This window comes from Actinomadura gamaensis (genome assembly GCF_042652125.1).
GTDB lineage: Bacteria > Actinomycetota > Actinomycetes > Streptosporangiales > Streptosporangiaceae > Spirillospora > Spirillospora gamaensis.
The window spans coordinates 62,060-80,556 of sequence record NZ_JBHSIT010000005.1 but is presented as its reverse complement, the minus strand read 5'-3'; the positions used below and the strand labels follow the sequence as shown (position 1 = coordinate 80,556).

Sequence of the window (18,497 nt, the reverse complement as noted above, 5' to 3'; positions counted from 1 at the left end):
CCCAGGGCCGCGTTCTGTCGGAGGGGCCTCGTAGGCTGCCGGTATGGCACGCGCGAACGAGGAGGCCGCCGAGCTGCTGCGGGAGCTCGCCGACCTGCTGTCCATCACCGGCGGCGACGCCTTCAAGATCCGGGCTTACGAGAAGGCCGCGCGGGCGGTCGAGGGGTATCCCGACGACATCTCCGGGCTGGAGCTGCCCGGGCTGCGCAAGATCCCGACGGTCGGCGAGGCGATCGCGAAGAAGCTGCTCGACTACAACCGGACGGGCACGATCCGCCAGGTGGAGGATCTGCGCGCCCAGATCCCGGCGGGCGTGCGGGCGCTGACGGAGATCCCGACGCTCGGCCCGAAGCGCGCCCACCAGCTCTACGCCGAGCTGGGCGTGTCCTCGGTCGCGGAGCTGACCGAGGCGATCGACGAGGGGCGGCTCAAGGGGCTGAAGGGCTTCGGGCCGAAGTCGGTGGAGAACATCCGGCACGGCATCGAGCTGCTCGTGCAGGCGCAGGACCGCTCGCCGATCGACGTCGCGAGCGAGCTCGCCGACGACGTGGTCGCCGCGGTCTCGCAGGTGCCGGGCGTCGAGCGGTGCCAGTACACCGGGTCGCTGCGGCGCATGCGCGAGACGATCGGCGACGTGGACGTGCTCGTCGCCTCGGACGACCCGCAGCCGGTGATGGAGGCGTTCAAGGCGCTGCCGTTCGTCACCGAGATCATCGGCAGCGGCGACAAGAAGACCTCGGTGCGCACCTCGCGCGGCCTCCAGGTGGACCTGCGGGTCGTCCCGCCGGCGTCCTGGGGCGCGGCGCTCCAGTACTTCACCGGCTCGCAGGCGCACAACATCCGCACCCGGGAGATCGCCGCCCGGGCCGGTCTGAAGCTGTCGGAGTACGGGCTGTTCGACGTCGAGTCCGGCGCGCTGATCGTGTCCGAGACCGAGGACGAGGTGTACCGCCGCCTCGGCCTGCCGTGGATCCCGCCGCCGCTGCGCGAGGACACCGGGGAGATCGAGGCCGCGCAGAAGGACGCGCTGCCCCGGCTCGTCCGGGTGGAGGACCTCCGCGGCGACCTGCACACCCACACGGACCTGACCGACGGCGTGGCGTCCCTGGAGGCGATGGTCGCGGCGGCGGCCGAGCGGGGCCTGGAGTACTACGCGGTCACCGACCACGCGCCCGACCTGGTCATGCAGCGGATGACCGACGAGAAGATGCTCGCCCAGCGCGAGCGGATCCGCGAGCTCCAGAAGGACTACCCGAACCTGGCGATCCTGCACGGCACCGAGCTGAACATCGGCCCGGACGGCTCGGTCGACTGGGACGCCGACTTCCTCGCGGGCTTCGACGTGTGCGTGGCGTCCGTCCACTCGCACTTCACCCAGGACCGCGACGAGGTCACCCGCCGCCTGATCACCGCCTGCGAGAACCCGCACGTCAACGTGATCGGCCATCCGACGGCCCGGTCCATCGGCCGCCGCGCCCCGGTGGACGCCGACTGGGACGAGGTGTTCCGCGCCGCCGCCCGCACCGGGACGGCCATGGAGGTCAACTCGTTCCCCGACCGGCTCGACCTGCCCGCCGACCTCGCCCGCCGCGCGCTGCGGCTCGGCGTGAAGTTCGCGATCGACACCGACGCGCACTCGGTCGGGAACATGCGCAACATCCGGTTCGCGGTCGGCACCGCCCAGCGCGCCTGGCTCACGCCCGACGACGTGATCAACGCCTGGCCCCTCCCCCGCCTCCGCGAGTTCCTCGCCAAGAAGCCCTGACCCGCCGGAGGCCGGCAGACGCCGAAGGCCGCGTCCGAACACGGTCGGACGCGGCCTGCCGCGCGGTCAGGCGGGCTGGGGGGCGGTGCGGGGGGACGGCGCGGACGGCGCCGGCTCGGCGGCGGGCATCGGGCCGCGGTCGCGGGTGGCGAACAGGATGCGCAGCGCCATGATCCACACCAGCACCGAGCCGAGCATGTGGAGCACGACCAGCGGTCCGGGGACGCCCATGAAGTACTGGATGTAGCCGAGCGCCCCCTGCGCGAGCTCCAGCCCGACCAGGGTCAGGACCCGGTTGCGGTAGGCGGTGGGCGCGCCGGTCCGGTAGGCGGCGATGAGGGCCAGGACGGTCAGCCCGACGGTGAGCCAGGCCAGGCCGCTGTGCACGCGCGTGACGTCCTCGATCTGGAAGCCCCAGCGGCGCGCCTTGTCGTCGCCGGCGTGCGGGCCGGTGCCGGTGACGACCGTCCCGGCGACCAGGACGGCGGCGGCGGCGCAGGCGAGCAGCGCCGACAGCCGGCGCAGCAGGGGCCGGACGACCGGCTCGGGAGCGGCGTCGCCCTCCCGCGACCGCTCCCACAGGGCGACGCAGAAGACCAGCAGCGCCGGGGAGACCAGGAAGTGCAGCGCGACCGCCGCCGGGTGCAGCTTGGTGAGCACCACGATGCCGCCGACCACGGCCTGCGCGACGACGCTCATGGGCTGCGCGAACGCGAGCCGGACGAGGTCCCGGCGGCGCGGGCGGAGGCGCAGCGCCGCGACGAACACGAGCACGCCGAGGGCGAGGACCACGAAGGTGAGCATCCGGTTCCCGAACTCGATCGCCATGTTGGCGGCCGAGTGGGACGGGTTGTGCGTCGGGACGAGGCTGTCGCCGGTGCAGCGCGGCCACTCGGGGCAGCCGAGGCCCGACTTGGTCACCCGGACGGCGCCGCCGGTCGCGACGATCCCCGCGTTGCCTATCACGCCGAGCAGCGCCAGCAGCCGCAGCGACGCCGGGGTCGGGTTCCAGAAGGAGTCGATCGCCCGGGTCAGCGGGTTGCGCGACGGGTGCGGCGCGGCGCGCGGCGGGCGCGGGGCGGCAGCGGTCTCGGATCGTTCGGCCACGCTGTTCATCGTATGGCCGCACCGGCGAAGCCTTGACCCGGCCCCCTGTCAAGGCATATAGGCGTGTCGTCCCGCTGGTCAGCCGCAGGACCCGGCGATCCCCCGCACGGCCCGGCGATCCCCCGCACGGCCCGGCGATCCCCCGCACGGCCCGGCTATCCCCGCACGGCCCGGCGATCATCCGCAGGGGCAGCGCGATCCATCCCCGGGGCAGGGCCGTCAGCCGTAGGGGCCGGCGGCGGGCGGGGGCGGGGGCGGGCCGAAGCCGGACGGTCCCGGGCCGGCCCAGGGCGGCCCGTGCCGGCGTTCGGGCGGGGCGGTGCGCAGGAACGCCTGCCGGGCGAGGCCCATGAGGCTCAGCAGGGCGTCGCGGCGCCCCTCGAACCAGTGGGGTTCGGCGACGCCGCGTTCGGCGCGCTTGTGCAGGAGGGCGAGTTCGGTCGCGGCGAGCTGGTAGTCCTCCATGGCCTTGGACGCGCCGCGTCCGCCGAGGGCGCGGGCCCAGCGGCGGGCGGCGCGGCGGGCCGGGATGGACCGCAGCATCCGGATGTCGGCGGGCGTGACCAGGCCGGTCGGCTCGTACATCGGCAGGACGTGCTCGATCCGCTTGACGGTGTTGTGCCGCTCGACGAACACGACGGTGAGCAGGCCGCACAGGACGAGGGCGTCCAGCACGTAGACCGCGCCGAGGCCGCCGAGGCCCATCGAGGCGGCGCCGTTCCACAGGCCGTGCAGCAGCATGGCGCCGAGCAGGCCGAGGGCGGGCGCGAGGACGCGTCCGCGCCGGTGGGTGGCCGCCCAGGCGACGCCGATCCCGGTCATGGACGTGAACAGCGGGTGGCTCAGCGGCGCGACGACCCCGCGGAGTATGAAGACGGCCTGGAGCTGCTGCGCGCCGCCCTGGTCGAACGCGCGCATGTAGTAGGTGACGTTCTCCATCATGGCGAAGCCGAGGCCGACCATGCAGGCGTACATGATCCCGTCGGCGAAGCCGTCGATCTCGTTGCGCCGCCACCAGAGCAGCCCGAACAGCACCGCGCCCTTGAGCGACTCCTCGATCACCGGCGCGCCGAAGGCGGCGCTCACGAAGTGCCCCTTGACCTCGCCGAAGATCGGGACGGTCACGTAGAGCAGCCCGAGGGTGTTCAGGACCAGCGCGCCGAGCACGGCGACGCCCGCGCCCCACATGAACGAGAACAGCAGCGCGCGCGGCGGCTCGGGCTCCATCCGGTCGAGCGTGAGGACGAGCGCGATCAGCAGCGGGATGGGCAGAATGGCGAGGACGACCCCGACCCAGAAGCCCGCACCGCCGTAGAGGGCGTCGATGGCGAGCGCGATGAGCGCGCACAGGGACGACACGGTGAGGCCCATCACCAGGGCCACGGGGGGACGCCCCGGCAGCCGCCCTTCGAGCACCGCCTTGGGATCAATGCGCGCCATAAGCGGGAGCGTAACGGTCCCGCCGCCGGCGCGCCGACACGACCCCGGCTGACCTGGGCGGATCACGCTCAGTGCAGGAGCGGATCCACGGCCACGGCGGTGAACAGCAGCGCCAGGTAGACGTTGGAGAGGTGGAAGAAGCGCATGGGGCGCAGGTGGACGCCGGTCACGCCGCGCAGGACGTCCCGCATGAGCCGGTGCCCCTCGGCGAGGAAGACCAGGCCGAGGACGACCGCGACCGTCCCGTAGACCGGGGTCATCCCGGCGACCGGCCAGAGCAGCAGGGAGCAGGCCACGGTCGCCCAGGTGTAGGCGAGGCTCTCCCCGATCACCCGGCGCTCGGACGCCACGACCGGCAGCATCGGCACCTTGGCGACGGCGTAGTCCTCCTTGTAGCGCATCGCCAGCGTCCAGGTGTGCGGCGGCGTCCAGAGGAACACGACGCCGAACAGCACGAACGGGGTCCAGTCGACGGTGCCGCGCACCGCCGACCAGCCGATCAGCACCGGCATGCAGCCCGCGATGCCGCCCCAGATGATGTTCTGGGAGGTGCGGCGCTTGAGCAGCAGCGAGTACACGAAGACGTAGAACAGGATCGCGAACAGCGACATCGCCGCGGACACGAGGTTCACCGCGAGCGCGAACCCGACCGTCGAGACCACCGCGAGCGCGATCCCGAAGGCGAGCGCCCGGCTCGGCGCGACCTGCGCCCGGGCCAGCGGACGGCGCCGGGTGCGGCGCATCTTGGCGTCGATGTCGCGGTCGATGTAGCAGTTGATCGCGTTCGCCGCGCCCGCCGACATCCACCCGAAGGCGAAGGTCAGCAGGACCCGCTCCAGCGACGGCACGCCGCCGGCGGCCAGGAACATCACCGGGATCGTCGTGATCAGCAGCAGCTCGATCACGCGGGGCTTGGTGAGCGCCACGTACGCGCGGACGCTCGCGCCGAGCGTCCGCCTCTCGGCCGGGGCCGCCGCCGGAGGGGCCGACACATGTGCCGCCCCCGGCACCGGGTCGTCCAGCTGCTCGACGCCGAGCTTGTTACTGAGCACCGTCACAATCGGGTCCACGTCCAACTAGGCAAGGGAATTCGCGTCGCCGAATCGCGTCCACCGTCTCGGTGCCCCCGCGATCCTTCGGGGCCGCGCCGAGGCGGGTGCCTCGGCCCGGCTACTGCTTCAGCGGTCGCTTTCGACGTCGTTCCGGGTCGCCCTCAACCGCGGGTCCACTGTAGTCCGCCCCCTCCGGGGGTCACGCACCGGGGCACCGGACGCGCCGCGCCCGGCCGGGCTCCCCCCTCCGACGTGGGCTTTCGCCGGACGGCCCCGGTCCCGCACCGGGGAGGGGCGCTCACCCGCCGGTTCCCCCGCGCGGGGGGTTATGCCGCGAAACGATCGGGCAGGCTCCCGGAGTGGACGGCCGGAACGGCCCGCGCGGACCCGTCCGGCGCTTTCGCCGGGGCGAGGTCACGGGAGCCGGCCCTGCCGTTGGATAGGCTCGGAGGCGGGCCGGAGCGATCTCGCCGAAGCGCCCGTGACACGGTTCGTCCATCGTCCCGTGGGCCCGCAGGGGAACACGCTCGGTGCGCGTCATGTTGCGAAGGACGGACGCGACAGAGGAACTCCGCCTCCGTGTGAGAGACATCGCTGAATAAAAGTGGTTCGAGAGGAGCCTGGCGTTCCGTGAGTGGGGACAAGAGCACGTTTGAGTGGTCCGAGCTGGACCGGCGGGCGGTGGACACGGTCCGCGCCCTCGCGATGGACGCGGTCGAGGAAGCCGGTTCCGGGCACCCCGGGACGGCCATGAGCCTCGCGCCCGCCGCCTACCTGTTGTTCCAGCGTTTCCTGAAGCACGACCCGACCGACCCGAACTGGGCGGGGCGCGACCGGTTCGTCCTGTCCTGCGGGCACTCCAGCCTGACCCTGTACATCCAGCTGTTCCTGTCGGGCTACCCGCTGACGCTGGACGACCTGAAGCAGCTGCGCAAGTGGGGCAGCCTCACGCCGGGGCACCCCGAGCACGGGCACACCGCCGGGGTCGAGACCACGACCGGGCCGCTCGGCCAGGGCATCGGCAACGCGGTCGGCATGGCGATGGCGGCCCGCCGCGAGCGCGGCCTGTTCGACCCGGAGACGGCGCCGGGCGAGTCCCCCTTCGACCACCGCGTCTGGGTGATCGCCTCCGACGGCGACATCGAGGAGGGCATCAGCCACGAGGCCAGCGCCCTCGCCGCGCACCAGCGGCTCGGCAACCTCGTGATGATCTACGACGACAACCACATCTCGATCGAGGACGACACCGCGATCGCGAAGTCGGAGGACGTCAAGGCCCGCTACGCCGCCTACGGCTGGGACGTGCAGACCGTCGACTGGACGGTCGACGGCGAGTACCACGAGAACGTGGAGCGGCTCGCCGAGGCGATGGAGGCCGCGCAGCGCGAGACCGGCCGCCCGTCGCTGATCTCGCTGCGCACGATCATCGGCTGGCCCGCGCCGAACAAGAAGAACACGGGCAAGGCCCACGGTTCCGCGCTCGGCGCGGACGAGGTCGCCGCCACCAAGAAGGTGATGGGACTCGACCCGTCCGCCAAGTTCGCCGTCGCGCCGGAGGTGCTGCAGCACGCGCGCGGCGTGGTGGAGCGCGGCCGTGCGGCGCACGCCGAGTGGAACAAGAAGTACGAGGCCTGGCGCGCAGCGAACCCGGACCAGGCCGCCCTGTACGACCGGCTCGCCAAGCGCGAGCTGCCGGGCGGCTGGGCCGAGGCGCTGCCGACCTTCGAGGCGGGCAAGGCGCTGGCCACGCGCGCCGCGTCCGGCGAGGTGCTGAACGCGCTCGCGCCGGTGCTGCCGGAGCTGTGGGGCGGCTCGGCCGACCTCGCCGAGTCGAACAACACCACGATGAAGGGCGAGCCGTCCTTCGTCCCCGAGGAGTTCCAGACCAAGGAGTTCCCCGGCGGCCCGTACGGCCGGACGCTGCACTTCGGCATCCGCGAGCACGCCATGGGCTCGATCATGAACGGCATCGCGCTGCACGGCGGCACGCGTCCCTACGGCGGCACGTTCCTGGTGTTCAGCGACTACATGCGCCCGGCCGTCCGGCTCGCGGCGCTGATGAAGCTGCCGGTCACCTACGTCTGGACGCACGACTCCATCGGCCTCGGCGAGGACGGCCCGACCCACCAGCCGGTCGAGCACCTGTGGGCGCTGCGCGCGATCCCGGGGCTGGACGTCGTCCGCCCGGCCGACGCGAACGAGACCGCGGTCGCGTGGCGGACGATCCTGGAGCACTCCGACCGTCCGGCGGGCCTGGTCCTCACCCGGCAGAAGGTGCCGACGCTCGACCGGTCCGGCTCCGACATCGCGCCCGCCGAGGGCGCGGCGAAGGGCGGCTACGTCCTGGCCGAGGCCGACGGCGGCCGTCCCGAGGTGCTCATCATCGCCACCGGCTCGGAGGTCGAGCTCGCCCTCGCGGCCCGCGAGACGCTCCAGGGGCAGGGCACCCCGACCCGCGTGGTGTCGATGCCGTCGGTGGAGTGGTTCGAGGCGCAGGACGACGCCTACAAGCAGCAGGTGCTGCCGCCCGCGGTCCGGGCGCGCGTCGCGGTCGAGGCGGGCGTGGGGCTCGGCTGGCGCGGTTACGTCGGCGACGCCGGCGAGATCGTCAGCCTGGAGCACTTCGGCGCGTCCGCCGACTACAAGACGCTGTTCGAGCAGTTCGGCTTCACGCCCGAGCGTGTCGTCGCGGCGGCCAAGGCCAGCCTGATCAAGGCGGGCGTGCAGGACGCCGGGCGCGGCAGCACCACCGGAAACTGAGGGGAGAGGAAGAAGCGATGAGCGACACTCTGAAGAAGCTCTCCGGCCTGGGCGTGTCGATCTGGCTGGACGACATCAGCCGCGAGCGGCTGCGCAGCGGCAACCTCGAGCAGCTCGTCAAGGAGAAGAACGTGGTGGGGGTCACCTCCAACCCCACGATCTTCGCCAAGGCGCTGAGCAAGGGCGACGCCTACGACGAGCAGGTCCGCGACCTGACCGTGCGCGGCGTGGACGTCGAGGAGGCGGTCCGCGCGATCACCACCTACGACATCCGCTGGGCCGCCGACGTGCTGCGGCCGGTCTTCGACCGGACCGAGGGCGTGGACGGCCGGGTGTCGATCGAGGTGGACCCGCGGCTGGCCCGCGACGCCGAGAAGACCGTCGCCGAGGCGCGCGCGCTGTGGTGGATGGTCGACCGGCCGAACCTGTTCATCAAGATCCCCGCCACCGAGGAGGGGCTGCCCGCGATCACCGCGGCGCTGGCCGACGGCATCAGCGTGAACGTGACGCTGATCTTCTCCCTGGAGCGGTACGGCAAGGTCATCGACGCCTACTTCGCCGGGCTGGAGAAGGCCCGCGAGAACGGGCACGACCTGTCCAAGATCGAGTCGGTGGCGTCGTTCTTCGTGTCCCGCGTGGACACCGAGATCGACAAGCGGCTGGACAAGATCGGCTCGGCCGAGGCCAAGGAGCTGCGCTCCAAGGCGGGCCTCGCGAACGCGCGGCTCGCGTACGAGCTGTTCGAGGAGAAGTCCCGCAGCGACCGCTGGGCGAAGCTGCGTGACGCGGGGGCGCGTCCGCAGCGTCCGCTGTGGGCGTCCACCGGGGTGAAGGACCCGAACCTCCCGCCGACCCTGTACGTGGACGGCCTGATCGCCGACGGCGTCGTCAACACGATGCCCGAGGCGACCCTCGACGCCGAGGCGGAGAAGGGCGAGCCGGCCGGCGACACGGTGACGACGAAGTACGACGACGCCCGCGCCGTCATGCAGGGCCTGAAGGACGTCGGCGTCGACTACGACGACGTCGTGCGGGTCCTGGAGGACGAGGGCGTGGAGAAGTTCGAGGTCTCCTGGAAGGAGCTCCTCGACACCATCTCCGGCGAGCTGAAGGACAAGGCGGGGGCCCGCGCGTGACGTCGGTGGTGACCGCGGCTGGGGTTTCGGTCACCATCCGGGGGCCCCTGGTGGACGAGACCGAGTCCGTGCTGGAGCGGCTCGTCTACGACGGGGTCCCCGGCGCGCTGGTCCAGCGCAGCGGCAGGCTCTGGGGCCCGGACGCCGCGCCCGAGGCGGCGCGGCGGCTGGGCTGGCTGCGCCTGCCCGAGACCTCCCGCGACCTGCTCGGCCCGCTGGCCGAGCGGGTCCGGGCGGCCCGGGCGGGCGGGCTGACCCGGATCGTCCTGGCCGGCATGGGCGGCTCGGCGCTGGCGGCGGAGGTCGCCGCCCGCGCGTCCGGGGCCACGCCCGCCGACCTCATCGTCCTGGACACCAGCGACCCGCACGCGCTGCGCACCGCGCTGGACGAGCCGCACTCGACCATGCTGGTGGTGGCGAGCAAGAGCGGCGCCACCGTGGAGACCGACGCCCACCTGCGCGTGTTCGAGGAGGCGTTCCGCGGGCTCGGGATCGACCCGGCCGCGCGGATCCTGGTGATCACCGACCCGGGCTCGCCGCTCGACGGCCGGTACGACACCGTCCACGGCGATCCGGAGACCGTCGGCCGGTTCAGCGCTTTGAGCGCGTTCGGCCTGGTGCCGTCCGCGCTGGCGGGCGCGGACCCGAAGGCTTTGCTGGACGAGGCGTCCGCGCTGGCCGGGACGCTGCACCTGCCCTACGACAACCCGGCGCTGGCGCTGGGCGCGGCGCTCGGCGCGTCCGCGCTGTCGGGCCGCGACAAGCTCGTGCTCGCCGACCACGGCTCGGGCATGCCCGGCCTGCCCGACTGGATCGCCCAGCTCGTTGCGGCGTCCACCGGCAAGGACGGCAAGGGCCTGCTGCCCGTCGTCGTCGAGAACGTGGACGCGCCCGGCTTCGCGCCGGCCGACGACCTGCGCCGCGTCGTGCTCGGCGGCCGTCCGGACGAGCCCGGCCCCGCGCGGGAGGCGGGCCTGTCGGTGTCCGGCCCGCTCGGCGCGCAGTTCCTGCTGTGGGAGTGCGCCGTCGCGGTGGCGGGCCGGGTGATCGGGATCAACCCGTTCGACCAGCCCGGCGTGGACGAGGCCAAGGCCAACACCGCCGCGCTGCTGCGCGCGGCGGAGGGCACGGCCCCGACCGTCATCCCGAGCGTCCCGGCGCTGGTGGACGACGCCGTGGAGGTGTACGGCCGGGAGGAGCTCCTCCAGGGCGCCGGCTCGCTCAACGACGTCCTGGACGTCCTGCTGGACACCGTCCCGGACCGGGGCTACCTCGCCGTCCTGGCCTACCTGGACCGGCGGCTCGACGCGTCCGCTGCCACGCTGCGCCCGCTGCTGGCCGAGCGGGGGGACCGCGTGCGCCGCTCCCCCGTCCCGGTCACCTTCGACTGGGGTCCCCGCTACCTGCACTCGACCGGCCAGTACTACAAGGGCGGTCCGGAGAACGGCGCGTTCCTGCTGGTCACGGCCGGTTCGGACACCGACGTCGCGATCCCCGGCCGGCCCTACAGCCTGGCCGAGCTCCAGCTGGCCCAGTCGTTCGGCGATCTGCGCGCCCTGCGCGCGCGGGGCCGGCCGACCGTCCGCCTCCACCTCAAGGACCGGACGGACGGGCTCAACCAGCTCATCAAGGCCCTCACCTGACCCGTCCGCCCGCCGGTGAACCGTTCGTGCGCGCAGACCCGGCCGTCCGTCCGGCGGCCGGGTTTCTCGCACTTGTTCACAAATCGACATCTGGAAGATCGGGGAGTTGGTCGCGGATGCCTCGTCTCTCCTGAAACGATGGGGGTGGGGAGGAACGGTGTCCGGATTCGACGTACTGACGCGCGGCGACGTGCTGGAGCAGGCGCTCCAGGCGCGCGACTACCTGGTCGCCTGCGGGGTGCCCGCGGCGCTGGCGGCCAAGGACCCGCGGCTGTGGGGCCGGCGGGCCGTCGACCACAGCCGGCTGGCCTGGCTGGACCTGCCGTTCGCCTCCCGCTACCTGCTGGACAAGGTGGACGGCGTGGTCGCCGAGGCGCGGTTCGCGGGCCTGGACCACGTCGTGCTGGTCGGGGTCGGCGCGGACGCGCTGGCCGCGCAGGCGATCATGGAGGAGCACGCCGGGTCGGGCGGCGCGCTGACCGTCCTGGACGGCTCGGACACCGCGGCGCTCGCGTTCACGCTGGAGCGCCTCGACCGCACCCTGGTGGTGCTGGCGAGCAAGTCCGGCGTGTCCCTCGAAGGGGACGCCTACCTGCGCATCCTCGCCGACGCCTTCCGCAGGCGCGGGCTCACCGACCGCGAGGTCGCGGCGCGATTCGTGGTGATCACCGACCAGGGCAGCCCGCTGCACGGGTTCGCGCGCGGCAAGGGCTACCGGGTCGGGCTGACCGATCCCGGCCTTCCTGGGCACCTGGCGGCGCTGTCGGCGTACGGGCTGGTGCCCGCGGTGCTGGCGGGCGCGGACGTGGGCCAGGTGCTGGACGAGGCGGCGGCGCTCGCGCCCGCGCTCCGCAACGACAAGGACAATCCGGGCCTGCTGCTCGGCGCGATCATCGGGGGCTGCGCCCAGCGCGGCCCCGAGGGCCTCGCGCGGGACAAGCTGGCCCTGCACGAGCCGGGCGGGTCCGGCGCGCTGAGCGGCTGGATCGCGCAGGCGCTCGCGGCCGGGACGGGCAAGCGCGGACGCGGCGTCCTGGTGCTGGAGCCGCCGGGCAGCCCGGCCGGCCTCGCCGACGCGCACGCGATCGCGCTGAACCCGCGCCAGGGCGCGCAGGGCGACGCCGAGACGTCGGTGTGGGCGCCGCTCGGCGCGCAGTTCCTGCTGTGGGAGTACGCGACGGCCGTCGCCGGGTGGCTGCTCGGGGTCAACCCGTTCGACCCGGGCGGCCCGGTCGCGCAGGACGCCGAGGACGACGCGGCCGAGCTGCTCGCCGCCGCGGCGGGCGGCCCGCTGCCGACCGGACGGCCCGCGTTCGCCGACGGCGACGTGGAGGTCCACACCGACCTGCCCGTCCCGCGGGGCGCGGACGGCCTGAACGCGGCCCTCGCGGCCCTGCTCGCGCGGGTGCCGCCGGAGGGCTACCTGTCGGTCGTCACCTACCTGTCGGGCGAGCTGTCCGGGCGCTACCTCGCGCCGACGCTCGCCCGGCGTTCCGGGCGTCCGGTGGTGTACGGCTCGGGACCCGGGTATCTCCACGCGACCGGGTCGGTGCACAAGCGCGGCCCGGGCGGCGGCGCGTTCCTGCTCGTGACGGGCGATCCGCCGGAGGGCGACCCGGTCGCCGACACGCCGGTGCCGGGCCGTCCGTACGGGCTGGCGTCGCTGCAGCTCGCCCGCGCGCTCGCCGAGGAGCGGGCGCTGCGGGCGCTGGGGCTGCCGGTCGTCCGCGTCCACCTGCGGGACGCGGTGGAGGGCGCGGGACGCCTCGCCGAAGCGGTCCGCGCGCTGGGCGCGGCGGCCGAGGCCGCCGGGACGAGAGCACAGGCCGCGGGGTGACGGACCGGGCTGTGAACAACGCCTGGGGTTGCCGTTACCCCGACGAAGGGAATGATCTTCGCGAGATGGGCGTATACCTGGGGGTGACCGGTGCGCACGCGCCGGTCCGGGACCGGTGCCGCGAGCCCGGCCCGGCGCGCCGCCCGCGAGGCCCTCGCCGAAGCGCACGGCGCGCGCCGGACGCGCTGCGGCGAGTGAGCACGGGAAATCAGTGGGCAAGAACGGTCCACGGCATAGTGCGAGAAGAGGGGACCGCCACGTGACGGACACAGCACCCAATCCGCTCCGGGATCCGCGGGACAAGCGGCTGCCACGCGTGGCCGGGCCGTGCGTGCTGGTGTTGTTCGGGGTCACCGGGGACCTGTCGCGCAAGAAGCTGCTTCCGGCCATCTACGACCTGGCCAACCGGGGGCTGCTGCCGCCCGGTTTCTCCCTGGTGGGCTTCGCCCGGCGGGACTGGGACCACCAGGACTTCCGCCAGATCGCCTACGAGGCGGTCAAGGAGCACGCGCGCACCCCGTTCCGCGAGGACGTCTGGAACCACCTGTCGGAGGGCATGCACTTCGTCCCCGGCGAGTTCAACGACCCCGGCGCGTTCGACGCCCTGGCCATGGCGGTCAAGGAGCTCGACGCCAGCCGCGGCACCGGCGGCAACTACGCGTTCTACCTGTCGATCCCGCCGAAGTTCTTCTCGACGGTCACCGAGCAGCTGCAGCGCAGCGGCCTCGCCGACCGGACGGAGAGCTCCTGGCGGCGTGTCGTCATCGAGAAGCCGTTCGGGCACGACCTGAAGTCGGCGCAGGAGCTCAACGACATCGTGCACCGCGTCTTCCCCGAGGAGTCGATCTTCCGGATCGACCACTACCTCGGCAAGGAGACCGTGCAGAACATCCTGGCGCTGCGGTTCGCCAACACGATGTTCGAGCCGATCTGGAACCGGTCCTACGTGGACCACGTGCAGATCACCATGGCCGAGGACATCGGCATCGGCGGGCGCGCCGGCTACTACGACGGCATCGGCGCCGCCCGCGACGTCATCCAGAACCACCTGCTCCAGCTGCTCGCGCTGACCGCGATGGAGGAGCCGACCTCGTTCAGCTCCGAGGCCGTCCGGGCGGAGAAGGCGAAGATCCTCTCCCAGGTGCGCCTGCCGGAGGACCTGTCCCTGGCGACCGCGCGCGGCCAGTACGCGCCGGGCTGGCAGGGCGGCGTGAAGGTGAAGGGCTACCTGGAGGAGGAGGGCATCCCGCAGTCGTCCACCACCGAGACCTACGCGGCGGTCAAGCTGGAGATCGACAGCCGCCGCTGGGCCGGGGTGCCGTTCTACCTGCGCACCGGCAAGCGGCTGTCGCGCCGCGTCACCGAGGTCGCGCTGGTCTTCCAGAAGGCGCCGCACCAGCCCTTCTCCCAGACCGACACCGAGGAGCTCGGGCAGAACGCCCTGGTCATGCGGGTCCAGCCGGACGAGGGGATCACCGTCCGGTTCGGCTCGAAGGTGCCCGGCACCTCGATGGAGATCCGCGACGTGAACATGGACTTCGCCTACGGCGAGTCGTTCACCGAGTCCTCGCCCGAGGCCTACGAGCGGCTCATCCTGGACGTGCTGATCGGCGACCCGCCGCTGTTCCCGCGCCAGGAGGAGGTCGAGCTGTCCTGGCGGATCCTCGACCCGGTCGAGGAGCACTGGGACACCTCGAAGAAGGTCGACCAGTACAAGTCCGGCGGCTACGGGCCGGACAGCGCGGACGAGATGATGGCGCGCGACGGCCGCGTCTGGAGGCGGCTCTAACCCATGAACATTGATCTCACCGACACCACCACCCGCCGGATCCAGGAGGCGCTGACCCAGGCCCGGCACCTGATGGGCGGCCCGGCCGTCGGCATGGTGCTGACCCTGATCATCGTCACCGACGAGTCGGCGCAGTACGACGCGGTCCGGGCGGCGACCGAGGCGGCCCGCGAGCACCCCTGCCGGGTGCTGACGGTGATCTCCCGGGACGCGCGCGGCAGCTCGTCCCGGCTGGACGCCGAGATCCGGATGGGCGAGACCGGGCCGGGCGAGACCGTGCTGCTGCGCATGTACGGGCCGCTCGCCGAGCACGCCGACTCGGTCGTCGTGCCGCTGCTGATGCCGGACACGCCCGTGGTCACCTGGTGGCCGGGCGGCCGGGTGCCGAAGGTGCCGTCGGGCGACCCGCTCGGCGCGCTCGCGCAGCGCCGCGTGACCGACTCCTACGCGGCCCGCGACCGACTCGGCACGCTGGCGCGGCTCGCCGAGGTGTACCGTCCCGGCGACACCGACTTCTCCTGGACCCGCATCACCAACTGGCGCTCGCTGCTGGCCGCGGCGCTCGACCAGGACCACGACGACATCACCGGCGGGGAGGTCTCGGCGGAGCCGGACAGCCCGTCCGCCGAGTTGCTGGCGGCGTGGCTGGAGGTGCGGCTCGGCGTCCCGATCGTCCGGGCGACGTCGGACGGGCCGGGCATCACCGGCGTCCGGCTGACGACGCGCGAGGGCGACATCGAGGTGTCCCGGCACGACGGCCGGGTCGCGACGCTGTCGCGTCCGGGCCAGCCCGACCGGCAGGTCGCGCTGCACCGGCGTCCGATGGCGGACCTGCTGGCCGAGGAGCTGCGGCGCCTCGACCCGGACGAGGTCTACCAGGACGCGGTGACCCGGTTCGCCAAGGACCTGACGGCCGCGACGACCCCCCGGGAGTCCGGCGGCGCCTCCGGTGACGGAGCCGCCTCGGGCGACGAGTCCCCTTCGGCTGGCGAGTCCTCTTCGGGCGGCGCGTCCGCCGCGAAGAAGGCGGCGGCGAAGCGTCCGGGGAAGGCCAAGTGAGCACTCCGACCGTCCTGATCCACCGCGACCAGGAGCTGCTGGCGAAGGCGGCGGCGGCGCGGCTGGTGACCCGGATCGTGGACGCGCAGGCCGCGCGCGGCGCCGCCTCGGTGGTGCTGACCGGCGGCGGCGTCGGCACGGCCGTGCTCGCGGCGCTGAACGCCACGCCCGCGCGGGACGCGATCGACTGGCGCAAGCTGGACGTCTGGTGGGGCGACGAGCGCTTCCTGCCGTCCGGCGACCCCGAGCGCAACGAGACCGGGGCGCGCGCGGCGCTGCTCGACCACGTGGACCTCGACCCGGCGCGGGTGCACCCGATGCCCGCGACGGACGGTCCGGACGGCACGGACCCCGAGGCCGCCGCCGCCCGGTACGCCGAGGAGCTGCGCCGGGCCGCCCGCCCGGAGGACCACGGGCCCGTCCCGTCGTTCGACGTGCTGATGCTCGGCGTCGGGCCGGACGCGCACGTCGCGTCGCTGTTCCCGGAGATGCCCGCGCTGTACGACGACCGTCCGGTGGTGGGCGTGCGGGGCGCGCCGAAGCCGCCTCCCACGCGCATCTCGCTGACCCTGCCGTCGCTGCGGGCCGCGCGGGACGTGTGGGTGCTCGCGGCGGGCGAGTCGAAGGCGAAGGCCGTCCGGCTGGGCCTGTCCCCCGAGGCGGGCCCGGTGCAGGTGCCGGTGGCGGGCGCGCGCGGACGCCGTTCCACGCTGTTCCTGCTCGACCGGGCCGCCGCGTCCGAGCTGCCGCCGGGGATCGAGCGCATCGCGTCCCCCTGACGCGCACGTCGCCCCGTTCGAGAATGGTCTGTTGAGAAGGAGCCGCACCGTTTCGGTGCGGCTCCTTCGGGTTATCCCCAGAACCACGCTCGGTGTTCCGGTATGAGCGTCCTTGCCTACCCTGGAGTGGACGACGGGGAGGTCAAAACGTGGGCAAGACTGTGGCAGGTGCGGCTCTGGTGGCGGCGTTGACGCTGGTGGCGGGCTGTTCGTCCGGTGGTGGCGGGGGCAAGGGAGGCGGCGGTGGCAAGCAGGCCGCTCCCCCGCCGACGATCACGCCCGCGAACGGGACGCAGCAGGTCGCGCCCGACCAGCCGGTGGTGGTGAAGGCGAGCTCGGGCAGGCTGACCGACGTCACCGTGACCGACGCGAAGGGCCACAAGGCCGAGGGCAAGCTGTCGGCGGACGGCAAGAGCTGGCAGACGTCCTGGGGCCTGATCCCGGGCGCGACCTACACGGTGACGGCGCACGGAGGCACGAGCACCGCGACGTCCACCTTCACCACGGTCGCGGCCAAGCAGAAGCTGGAGAGCGGCATGTCGCCGCTCGACGGCGAGAACGTCGGCGTCGGCATGCCGATCCAGTTGCTGCTGAGCGACGAGGTGCCGACGAAGGCGGGCAAGCAGGCCGTCGAGCGCTCCCTCGAACTGCGCGCCTCCACGCCGATCACGGGCGCGTGGTACTGGATCAGCGATAAGGAGGTCGACTTCCGGCCGAAGGAGTACTGGCCGTCCGGCACGAAGGTGAAGCTGGTCGCGCACCTGGCCGGGGTGAAGGCGGGCGACGGCCTCTACGGCGTGAAGGACCGCACGCTCTCCTTCACGGTCGGCGCGAAGCACTACACGAAGATCAGCGCCGAGAGCCACGAGGCGAAGGTGTACAACGGCGACAAGCTGGTCCGCACGATGCCGGTCAGCCTGGGCCGTCCGGGCGACGACAGCTACACCGGCGTGATGATCGCGCAGGAGAAGGACGCGCACATCATCATGGACTCGGCCACCACCGGCGACCCCGGCGCGTACCGCATCCCGACGGACTGGAACGTCCGGATGACCTACAGCGGCACCTTCGTGCACGCCGCCCCGTGGTCCACCGGCGCGCAGGGCAACTCGAACGTCAGCCACGGCTGCGTGAACGCCGCCCCCGACGACGCGAGGTGGTTCTTCAACTTCACCAACCGGGGCGACATCATCGAGGTCACGGGCACCTCCCGCAAGCTCCGCTTCGGCAACGGCCCCACCCCGTGGGCGAAGAGCTGGGACGCCTGGCTCCAGGGCAGCGCCCTCGGCCAGCCGGTGACGTCGAGTCCCCTGTAGCCGAGGTCAGGGTCGGTCGCGGTGGCGCGTCCACGGCCAGGTGATCAGCGCCCAGCCGAGCGCGATCACCGCGATCTCGACCAGCACGTACCAGGGCCACGGCCCCATGAGGTCCAGCACCGACCCGCTGTCGGGCTTCCGGTTGAGGAACCCGTAGTTGCTGCCGGCCGCGGAGTTGAACAGGAGCATCGCGACCGCCCACCCGGCGGTGACCGCGACCGCGAACCGGTAGCTCCGCCAGTCGGGCCGCATCCCGAGGCCCCAGGTCAGGTACACCGCCGCCCAGATGACGAGGAGGTGCATCCCGAAGAACTTCAGGTAGTTGATGCTCGGATAGTCGGGGGCGTTCAGCGCCGGGGTGAGCAGCGCCTGGACGGTCAGCGTGAGCCCCCAGTAGTACGCCAGCGCGAACCCGCGCCACCCGAGCGTCCACAGCGCGACGATCACCGCGGGCCAGGCCACGTCGCACAGCTCCAGCGGCAGCGACGACCCGATGCTCCACTGGCCGGGAAGCATCCAGTAGATCTGGATACCGATCACGGCGTAGACGATGGCCAGCGCGAATCCCCGCGCGAACCCCTTGGCCTCGCCGCCGAAGCCCGCCGAGGTCACCGACGTCGGCCGCTGGGCGCGGCCGACCAGCACCAGCACCACGCACCCGGCCGCGAACACCCCCAGAGCCGCCCAATGGGACGGTCCGTAAGCGACGAACCGGCCCGCGACGGTCGACGTCATCCCCCGACGCCCTCCCAGCCCATAGGAAATGTTGCGCCCCTCACCCTAGAAGTCGCACCGGGTGCCGCGGGAGCCCCGC

Annotated in this window: 13 protein-coding genes; 9 read left to right on the top strand and 4 right to left on the bottom strand. The window is 73.0% G+C overall.

Annotated elements, in window-relative coordinates; translation table 11 throughout:
• The first annotated feature begins 43 nt into the window (after positions 1 to 43).
• Positions 44 to 1,765: a DNA polymerase/3'-5' exonuclease PolX gene (gene polX, locus ACFPCY_RS18095; RefSeq protein WP_378256591.1), complete on the top strand. Its 1,722-nt coding sequence runs from the start codon at positions 44 to 46 to the stop codon at positions 1,763 to 1,765.
• A gap of 66 nt (positions 1,766 to 1,831) precedes the next feature.
• On the opposite strand, the gene ACFPCY_RS18090 is transcribed toward polX, so the two are convergent.
• The 3 genes from ACFPCY_RS18090 to ACFPCY_RS18080 all read right to left on the bottom strand — a co-directional run bounded on the left by ACFPCY_RS18090 (position 1,832) and on the right by ACFPCY_RS18080 (position 5,370).
• Positions 1,832 to 2,872, bottom strand: a complete 1,041-nt coding sequence (locus ACFPCY_RS18090) for a COX15/CtaA family protein (RefSeq protein ID WP_378256590.1) — start codon at positions 2,870 to 2,872, stop codon at positions 1,832 to 1,834.
• 219 nt (positions 2,873 to 3,091) lie between these two features.
• Complete coding sequence (locus tag ACFPCY_RS18085) at positions 3,092 to 4,312, bottom strand: PrsW family intramembrane metalloprotease (protein ID WP_378256588.1); 1,221 nt, start codon at positions 4,310 to 4,312, stop codon at positions 3,092 to 3,094.
• A gap of 68 nt (positions 4,313 to 4,380) precedes the next feature.
• Positions 4,381 to 5,370 (bottom strand): heme o synthase, encoded by a 990-nt coding sequence (locus ACFPCY_RS18080; protein ID WP_378257502.1) that lies wholly within the window; start codon positions 5,368 to 5,370, stop codon positions 4,381 to 4,383.
• A 699-nt stretch (positions 5,371 to 6,069) separates the two neighbouring features.
• Here ACFPCY_RS18080 and tkt point away from each other — a divergent pair.
• The 8 genes from tkt (at position 6,070) to ACFPCY_RS18040 (ending at position 17,683) form a co-directional block, all read left to right on the top strand.
• Entirely contained in the window at positions 6,070 to 8,124 is a 2,055-nt protein-coding gene (gene tkt / locus ACFPCY_RS18075) for a transketolase (protein ID WP_378257500.1), read from the top strand.
• Between the two features lie 17 nt (positions 8,125 to 8,141).
• Positions 8,142 to 9,260: a transaldolase gene (gene tal / locus ACFPCY_RS18070; protein WP_378256586.1), complete on the top strand. Its 1,119-nt coding sequence runs from the start codon at positions 8,142 to 8,144 to the stop codon at positions 9,258 to 9,260.
• A gap of 50 nt (positions 9,261 to 9,310) precedes the next feature.
• Complete coding sequence (locus ACFPCY_RS18065) at positions 9,311 to 10,903, top strand: glucose-6-phosphate isomerase (RefSeq protein WP_378256584.1); 1,593 nt, start codon at positions 9,311 to 9,313, stop codon at positions 10,901 to 10,903.
• Positions 10,904 to 11,060: 157 nt separating this feature from the next.
• Positions 11,061 to 12,740 (top strand): phosphoheptose isomerase, encoded by a 1,680-nt coding sequence (locus tag ACFPCY_RS18060; protein WP_378256582.1) that lies wholly within the window; start codon positions 11,061 to 11,063, stop codon positions 12,738 to 12,740.
• A gap of 259 nt (positions 12,741 to 12,999) precedes the next feature.
• Positions 13,000 to 14,529, top strand: a complete 1,530-nt coding sequence (gene zwf, locus ACFPCY_RS18055) for a glucose-6-phosphate dehydrogenase (protein ID WP_378256580.1) — start codon at positions 13,000 to 13,002, stop codon at positions 14,527 to 14,529.
• 3 nt (positions 14,530 to 14,532) lie between these two features.
• Positions 14,533 to 15,588 (top strand): glucose-6-phosphate dehydrogenase assembly protein OpcA, encoded by a 1,056-nt coding sequence (locus ACFPCY_RS18050; protein ID WP_378256579.1) that lies wholly within the window; start codon positions 14,533 to 14,535, stop codon positions 15,586 to 15,588.
• Entirely contained in the window at positions 15,585 to 16,367 is a 783-nt protein-coding gene (gene pgl / locus ACFPCY_RS18045; protein ID WP_378256578.1) for a 6-phosphogluconolactonase, read from the top strand. The genes ACFPCY_RS18050 and pgl overlap by 4 nt, the downstream gene beginning before the upstream one ends.
• Before the next feature lie 149 nt (positions 16,368 to 16,516).
• On the top strand, positions 16,517 to 17,683 hold the full coding sequence (locus ACFPCY_RS18040) for a L,D-transpeptidase (protein ID WP_378256577.1): 1,167 nt from the start codon (positions 16,517 to 16,519) through the stop codon (positions 17,681 to 17,683).
• 6 nt (positions 17,684 to 17,689) lie between these two features.
• On the opposite strand, the gene ACFPCY_RS18035 is transcribed toward ACFPCY_RS18040, so the two are convergent.
• On the bottom strand, positions 17,690 to 18,418 hold the full coding sequence (locus ACFPCY_RS18035) for a YwaF family protein (RefSeq protein WP_378256575.1): 729 nt from the start codon (positions 18,416 to 18,418) through the stop codon (positions 17,690 to 17,692).
• Between the last annotated feature and the right edge of the window lie 79 nt (positions 18,419 to 18,497).

Coding starts and splice junctions, on each gene's coding strand:
- polX (WP_378256591.1), top strand. CDS start 44: ATGGCACGCGCGAACGAGGAGGCCGCCGAGCTGCTGCGGGAGCTCGCC.
- ACFPCY_RS18085 (WP_378256588.1), bottom strand. CDS start 4,312: ATGGCGCGCATTGATCCCAAGGCGGTGCTCGAAGGGCGGCTGCCGGGG.
- tkt (WP_378257500.1), top strand. CDS start 6,070: ATGGACGCGGTCGAGGAAGCCGGTTCCGGGCACCCCGGGACGGCCATG.
- tal (WP_378256586.1), top strand. CDS start 8,142: ATGAGCGACACTCTGAAGAAGCTCTCCGGCCTGGGCGTGTCGATCTGG.
- ACFPCY_RS18050 (WP_378256579.1), top strand. CDS start 14,533: ATGAACATTGATCTCACCGACACCACCACCCGCCGGATCCAGGAGGCG.
- ACFPCY_RS18035 (WP_378256575.1), bottom strand. CDS start 18,418: ATGACGTCGACCGTCGCGGGCCGGTTCGTCGCTTACGGACCGTCCCAT.